Origin of the sequence: Kitasatospora sp. NPDC051914 (assembly GCF_040680995.1) — a bacterium.
Taxonomy (GTDB): Bacteria; Actinomycetota; Actinomycetes; order Streptomycetales; family Streptomycetaceae; genus Kitasatospora.
On record NZ_JBFAXX010000135.1, the window covers coordinates 1 to 6,766 of the forward strand.

At 74.2% G+C, this 6,766-nt stretch carries 5 protein-coding genes, 1 tRNA gene and 1 pseudogene; 5 read left to right on the forward strand and 2 right to left on the reverse strand.

Annotated elements, in window-relative coordinates; genetic code table 11:
• Nucleotides 1-160: 160 nt before the first annotated feature.
• Nucleotides 161-964: an MBL fold metallo-hydrolase gene (locus AB0M03_RS39030; protein ID WP_363501388.1), complete on the reverse strand. Its 804-nt coding sequence runs from the start codon at nucleotides 962-964 to the stop codon at nucleotides 161-163.
• Between the two features lie 202 nt (nucleotides 965-1,166).
• On the opposite strand from AB0M03_RS39030, the gene AB0M03_RS39035 reads away from it, so the two are divergent.
• The 3 genes from AB0M03_RS39035 to AB0M03_RS39045 all read left to right on the forward strand — a co-directional run bounded on the left by AB0M03_RS39035 (nucleotide 1,167) and on the right by AB0M03_RS39045 (nucleotide 3,843).
• Nucleotides 1,167-1,847 (forward strand): alpha-ketoglutarate-dependent dioxygenase AlkB, encoded by a 681-nt coding sequence (locus tag AB0M03_RS39035; RefSeq protein ID WP_363501391.1) that lies wholly within the window; start codon nucleotides 1,167-1,169, stop codon nucleotides 1,845-1,847.
• Nucleotides 1,848-2,084: 237 nt separating this feature from the next.
• Complete coding sequence (tesB, locus tag AB0M03_RS39040) at nucleotides 2,085-2,948, forward strand: acyl-CoA thioesterase II (RefSeq protein WP_363501394.1); 864 nt, start codon at nucleotides 2,085-2,087, stop codon at nucleotides 2,946-2,948.
• A 79-nt stretch (nucleotides 2,949-3,027) separates the two neighbouring features.
• Nucleotides 3,028-3,843: a DUF1684 domain-containing protein gene (locus AB0M03_RS39045; protein ID WP_363501397.1), complete on the forward strand. Its 816-nt coding sequence runs from the start codon at nucleotides 3,028-3,030 to the stop codon at nucleotides 3,841-3,843.
• Between the two features lie 83 nt (nucleotides 3,844-3,926).
• Here AB0M03_RS39045 and AB0M03_RS39050 read toward each other — a convergent pair.
• Nucleotides 3,927-5,079, reverse strand: a pseudogene (locus AB0M03_RS39050) (DUF2804 domain-containing protein).
• A 65-nt stretch (nucleotides 5,080-5,144) separates the two neighbouring features.
• Here AB0M03_RS39050 and AB0M03_RS39055 point away from each other — a divergent pair.
• Complete coding sequence (locus tag AB0M03_RS39055) at nucleotides 5,145-6,485, forward strand: MFS transporter (protein ID WP_363501400.1); 1,341 nt, start codon at nucleotides 5,145-5,147, stop codon at nucleotides 6,483-6,485.
• 154 nt (nucleotides 6,486-6,639) lie between these two features.
• A tRNA-Pro gene (locus AB0M03_RS39060) sits at nucleotides 6,640-6,713 on the forward strand.
• Nucleotides 6,714-6,766 lie beyond the last annotated feature (53 nt).

Sequence of the window (6,766 nt, forward strand, 5' to 3'; positions counted from 1 at the left end):
GGCTGGCACACCCTCCGCACCCTCCGCACCCCCGGGGCCCGCCGGGGGGGTCCGCGGCCGCCCGGGCGCCCCCCCCCGGCGGCCCCCCCCCCGCCCCCCCGGGCGGGGGGGCGGCCGACGGGCGTTCGCGTCTCCGGCCCCGGGGCCGTGGGCCCGGAACTCAGTCCAGGGCCAGTTCGCCCTTCGCCACCTGGGTACCCAGCCGGACGGCCAGCTTCAGCCCGGCATCCGGGTAGAGCCGCACCAGCGCCTCCTCCGCCTCGGCCGCGTCCCCGGCCTTGCCGACCTCCCGCTCGAACGCCTTGAGGTAGTCGCGGGTGAAGGTGACCGCCCCGACGTCCGGGGTGACCCCCGGCATCCGGTGCCCGGCCACCACCATCAGCGGATCCAGCGCCTCCATGGCGTCCAACAGGTCGATCCAGGCGGCCCGTTGGCCCGGCTCCGGGGTGTCCGCCGTCCAGGCGTGCAGCCCCTGGAAGAGCGCCACACCGCCGAGCATCACCCGGGTGCGGTGCTCCCACAGGAAGTGCCGGTCCGGCAGCTTCGGTTGGAAGCCGCGCACCTCGAACCGGTACCCCTCGAACTCGATCACGTCCCCGTCCAGCGGCTGCAGCCGCGGCGGCCGGGTCGGCAGCTCGCTCCCGAGCTGCGCCCACGTCGACAGCTTGACCGGGTAGGTCTCCGCGATGTGCTCGATCACCAGCGGATGGGCCAGGAACTTCGCGTCCGGGAAGGCGTTGTGCACCTCCTCGGTGCCGAAGTAGAAGTCCGGGTCGCCGTGACTGATCACCACCGTGGTGAGCGGCCGGTCGACCCCCCGCAGGAGCTGTGCCAGCCGACGCCCGTCCGAACGGGTGAACCCGGTGTCCACCAGCATCGTCGCGTGCGCGCCGACGACCACCACCGCCGTCTTGTGCAGGGACGACTCGGGAAGGTCGACGACGGCGAAGTCCAGCCTGCTCATGCCGGCTCCTTCGGGCGCGGAGCGGCGCGAACGGGCGCGCCGCGGCGGGGCGGGGCGGGGTCGGCTCCCCGTCCAGCGTGGGCCGCGCACCCGGCCGCCGCACGTCGGTCCCGCCGGCCGTACGGCGGGTCCGGACCCTTCCGGCCGGCCCCGCTTCCCGGCGTCCGCCCGGACGGCCGACCGCAGCTGGGAGGATGGACCCATGACCGGCGACCCCCTCCCGTTCTTCCCGCGTGAGCCCGCCGAACCGGCCCCCGGCGCCGTCCACCTCCCCGACTGGCTGGACACCGCCGAGCAGCGCGAACTCGTCGAGGCCTGCCGCGCCTGGGCCCGCCCGCCCGCCGGCATGCACACCGTCCGGATGCCCACCGGCGGCCTGATGTCCGTCCGCACCGTCAGCCTCGGCTGGCACTGGTACCCGTACGGCTACGCCCGCACGGTCGTCGACGGCGACGGCGAACCCGTGAAGCCCTTCCCGCCCGAACTCGGCGAGCTGGCCCGGCGCGCGCTGACCGCCGCGTACGGACCCGACGGGCTGGCGGAGATCGCCGGCGCCGCCGGGTACGAGCCCGACATCGGCGTCGTCAACCACTACCCGCACGGCGCGAAGATGGGCCTGCACAAGGACAGGGACGAGCGCATCGACGCACCCGTGGTGTCCCTCTCGCTCGGCGACAGCTGCATCTTCCGGCTCGGCAACACCGAGACCCGCACCCGGCCCTGGACGGACGTGGAACTGCGCAGCGGCGACCTGTTCGTCTTCGGCGGCCCCGCCCGCTTCGCCTACCACGGCGTGGTGCGCACCCTGCCCGGCACCGCCGACCCGGCGCTCGGCCTGGTCGGGCGGCTGAACATCACCGTCCGGCAGTCCGGTCTGGACTGACGGGGCCCGCTCCCGGGCCGGCACGCCGTGTCCGGCCCGGCGGGTCGCTCCACGGATCGGGTCGCTTCACGGATCGGGGCGCTTCACGGATCACGGGGCGCGCGCGGCGGCCGGCGCCCCGGGCAGCGGGAATTCCCCGGAACGGAGGAGACTTCTCGGTAGACGTAGGGCGCCGGGGCGGCGCCGGACCGGAGATCCCGGGGCCGGCGTCCGGCGGCCGGGAGAGGACACACAACCATGGGTACGCCCGTCGACCAGCTCGTCGACCTGCTCGACCTGGAACAGATCGAGCTCAACATCTTCCGGGGACGCAGCCCGGAGGAGGCCCTCCAGCGGACCTTCGGCGGGCAGGTGGCCGGACAGGCCCTGGTCGCCGCGGGGCGGACCGTCGACGGCGACCGGCCGGTGCACTCCCTCCACGCGTACTTCCTCCGCCCCGGCGTGCCCGGCGTGCCGATCGTCTACCAGGTCGACCGCATCCGCGACGGCCGCTCCTTCACCACCCGCCGCGTCCTCGCCATCCAGCAGGGCCGGTCGATCTTCGCGCTGACCGCCGACTTCCACCGCCCCGAGCAGGGCGGCATCGAGCACCAGACCGCCATGCCGGACGTGCCCGCCCCCGAGGAACTCCCCAGCGCCCTGGACGAGGTCGGCTCCCGGCTCGGCGAGCTGCCGCCCTTCATCAGCCGCCGCCAGCCGTTCGACATCCGCTACGTCGACCGGCTGCGCTGGAAGAAGGAGGAGCTCGCCGACGTCCAGGCGCGCAGCGGCGTCTGGCTCCGCACCAACGGCGCGCTGCCCGACGACCCGCTGATCCACGTCTGCGCCCTCACCTACGCCAGCGACATGACACTGCTCGACGCCGTCCGCGCCCCCGTCGAACCGCTGTGGGGCGAGCGGAACTTCGACATGGCCTCGCTGGACCACGCGATGTGGTTCCACCAGCCGTTCCGCGCCGACGACTGGCTGCTCTACCAGCAGGAGTCGCCGATCGCGCACGGCGCCCGCGGGCTCGCCCGCGGCGAGATCTTCGACCGCAGCGGCCGGCTCGTGGTGTCCGTCGTCCAGGAGGGCCTGTTCCGGCCGCTCACCGCGCGCTGACCCGGTGGGCGCAGCCCGCCCGTGAGCCATTGCAGATCCGTTCCGCCACCGCTCAGGCACCGCTCAGGAAGGACCGCCGATGACCGCCGCAGAGACCGCCGCGGAATCCTGGCAGCGCTGGACCGAGGCCCGCGCCGCCGCCGTCAGCGCCCCGCACGGGCCACTCGCCCTCACCGGCACGTACTGGCTCGGCCCGGAGCCGGAGCAGATCCCCGGACTGCCCGGGGAGTGGTGGGCCACCGACGGGCTGATCCGGCTCAACGCCAAGACCGAGTACGGCATCCGGCTCGAATCCGGGGACACGGCCGGCGCCCTGGACGGGGAGGTGGCACTGCGGCCCGACACCGACCCGGCCCCGGAGCGGGCCACCCTCGGCGGGCTGCGGCTCGTCCCGATCGAGCGGGAGGGCGAACTCGCCCTTCGGGTCTTCGACCCGGCCGCCCCCGCCCGCACTGCCTTCGTCGGCATCGATGTCTACCCGTACGCACCGGACTGGGCCGTGCCGGCCGTGTTCACGCCGTTCGAGAGCGGCGAGCGGGCGCTCACCGTCCCCAACGCGGACGGGCGGGAGCGGCCGCTCGCCGTCACCGGGCAGATCGCGTTCACGCTGTGCGGGGAGCAGTACGCCCTCACGGTCAGCCGGGCCGGCAACCGGCTGAGCGGGGTGATCGCCGACGCCACCAGCGGGCACGAGACGTACCGCTTCCGCTTCGTCACACTGCCCGCGCCGGACGCCGAGGGCAGGACGGTGCTCGACCTCAACCGGGCCCACCTGCCGCCGTGCGCCTTCGCCGACCACTTCATCTGCCCGTTCCCGCCACCCGGGAACCGGCTGCCCGTCGCCGTCGAGGCGGGGGAGCGGCACGTGGTGACGGCCGAACCGCACGGCTTCTGAGGGCTGGCGCCGTCGGGGGCTCCGGGGTGCTGCGCCGCGGTGCGTGCTTCGTCGCGGTGCGTGCTTCGCGCTGCGGCGGTGGTTCACCAGCGCATCCGGACGTCCTCCGCCCAGCCGAGCAGGCCGTCCACCGCGATCCGGCGGCCGTCGTCGGTGCGCACCCGGCCGCTGTAGTGCCCGAAGCACTGGTCGGTGCGGTTGGCGAGCACGCCCGCCTCGGTGCGGACCCGGCGGTCGTGGAACGGGGTGAAGACCAGGTCGACCCGGTCCGAGCCCGGGGTGCGGACCGTCCACGGCGCGAGCGGCTCGGCGAGGTCGTACGACCAGGTGAGCTCCTCGCCGATCCGGGAGAGGCGGCCGTCCACACAGAGCGCGTTCTCGGTGGTGCCGGTGCCGACCGTCCAGCGGCCGCCGAACTGCAGTCCCAGCGCGCAGCCGTCGGTACGGCCCGAGGCGGCGCCCCAGTTCCAGTGCACCGAGCGCGGCCAGCGGCCCCGGCCGTGGTCCAGCACCGCCCAGGCGTCGTTCCCCTCGCCCGCCGCGTTCGTCCTGTTCGCCGCATTCGCCGCCCCGAAGGCCAGCACCTCGTCGCCGATCCGCAGCGTGCCGGTGGCCGGGCGGGCGGTGTGCTTGGACGTGTACTGGAAACGCCGCTCGCTCCAGGGCACCACCACGCCCAGCGTCTCGTGGCCGTCCGGCAGCGCCGCGAACACGTCGACCTCCACCGGGAAGCCCGTCCCGCGTGGCGCAGCGGGCCCGCAGCCGGGTGCCGCCCACCTCACCGAGGATCTCTACCCGGACCCGGACCGGGACCGGGCCCGGGATCGGGAACCGGCCCGGGGTCCGGCTCCGGCCCTCCGTCGGCCGTTCGGGTCCGGCCACCACGTCGTCGGAGCCGTCCTCCCGGGCGCCGGCGATCCGCTCCGGGAGGCGGACGCCGCGGCCGAAGGGCACGAGGGCGGTGCGCTCCAGCTCCCAGGGCCGGCGGCCGTCCTCGTCCCAGCGGAGGACGTGGACGGCGTGCAACGCCAGGAGGTCCAGATCGCTCACCGTCAGCGCCACCAGGTGGGTGCGGCCGGTGACGCACCAGTACTCCCAGCGCTTGGTGCGGCCCCAGCCGCGCAGATTGGCGCGGTGCAGCGGGCGGCGTGACCAGCCGACGGCCGCCGGGTCGACCCTGCCGTCCGGCAGGCAGAGGTCGACGGGGCTGACAATTTCGCGATCCGAGGACAGCACGCGGGCCACCGTAGCGGCAGCCCCGGGAGAAGGGGCCAAAACGTCGTGGCCGAACATGGTTGACCATGTCGACCGATCAGCCGCCCGCCCCTGCCGTTTCTGCTGATGCTGTTCCGCCGGCGGGAGGTGGCGCGGGCCCGAGTCGGCTGCGGCGGCTCGCCCGCGGGGCCCTCGCCGACATCGGACCGCTGCGCGACCACCCTGATTACCGGCGGGTCTGGTTCGGCCAGACCGTCTCCTCCGTGGGCCAGCAGATGACCGCCGTGGCCGTCGCCGTGCAGGTTTACGACGTCACCCGCTCCAACTTCGCCACCGGCCTGGTCGGCCTCTTCTCGCTCGTCCCGCTGGTCACCTTCGGCCTGTGGGGCGGCGCCATCGCCGACACCGTCGACCGCCGCCGACTCGGACTGATCGGCTCCGCCGGCCTCGCCGCCGTCTCCGTCCTGCTCGCCGCCCAGGCCCTGCTCGGCCTGCACGCCGTCGCCCTGCTCTACGCGGCCGTCGCGCTCCAAGCAGCCTTCTTCGCCCTCTCCTCACCGGCCCGGTCGTCGATGATCCCGCGGCTTGTCCCGCGCGAACAGCTGCCCGCAGCCAACGCCCTCAACACCGTCAGCATGAACCTCGGCATGACCGTCGGCCCCATGCTCGGCGGCGTCCTCATCGGCGCGTACGGGGCCCAGGCCGCCTACCTCGTCGACGCGGTGGCCTTCAGTGCCACGCTCTACGCGATGTGGCGGCTGCCCTCGATGAAGCCGCAGAGCGAGGGCGGCGACGGTGCCGAACGGAAGGGGCGGGCGTCCGTGCTCGACGGGCTGCGGTTTCTCGCCACCCGGCCCAACCTGCGCACCAGCTTCCTCGCTGACCTCGCTGCCATGATCTTCGGCCTGCCGCGGGCGCTCTTCCCCGCCATCGCCGTCGGCTTCTACGGCGGCGGCGCCGGGACGGTCGGCCTGCTCGTCGCCGCACCGGCCGTGGGGGCACTGGCGGGGGCGCTGTTCTCCGGGTGGATCGGGCGGGTGCACCGGCACGGTGCGGCCGTTCTCGCCGCCGTGGCCGCATGGGGGCTCGCCATCGCGGCCTTCGGGGTCGTCCGCGATCTGTGGCTCGGGCTGGCGCTGCTGGCGGCGGCCGGCTGCGCCGACACCATCAGCATGATCTTCCGCAACACGATCATGCAGGTGGCCGCCCCCGACGACATGCGGGGCCGCCTCCAGGGCATCTTCATCGTCGTGGTCGCCGGCGGCCCCCGCCTCGGCGACTTCGAATCCGGCACCGTCGCCGCCCTCACCTCCTCCGTCACCGTCTCCGTGGTCACCGGCGGACTGGCCTGCGTCGCCGCAGTCCTCCTCCTGGCCGCCCGCCGCCCCGCCTTCCTCCGCTACGACTCCCGCCGGCCCACCCCCTGACCAGCCCCGACACCCCCCGGCCACGCCACCCGAAACCTGGCAGCGAGCACCCCTCCACGTGCTGTATTGTTTTCCACGTCGCCGGGAGACCGGGGGCAAGGTCAAGAAGCCGAAGATCACCGATCAAGGTCGGAGAGTCGAGGCAGCAAGACCACGGGACGTGGCGCAGCTTGGTAGCGCACTTGACTGGGGGTCAAGGGGTCGCAGGTTCAAATCCTGTCGTCCCGACAGGAATGTCGGAGCCCCGCTGACTGGACGGAAGTCCAGGCCAGCGGGGCTTT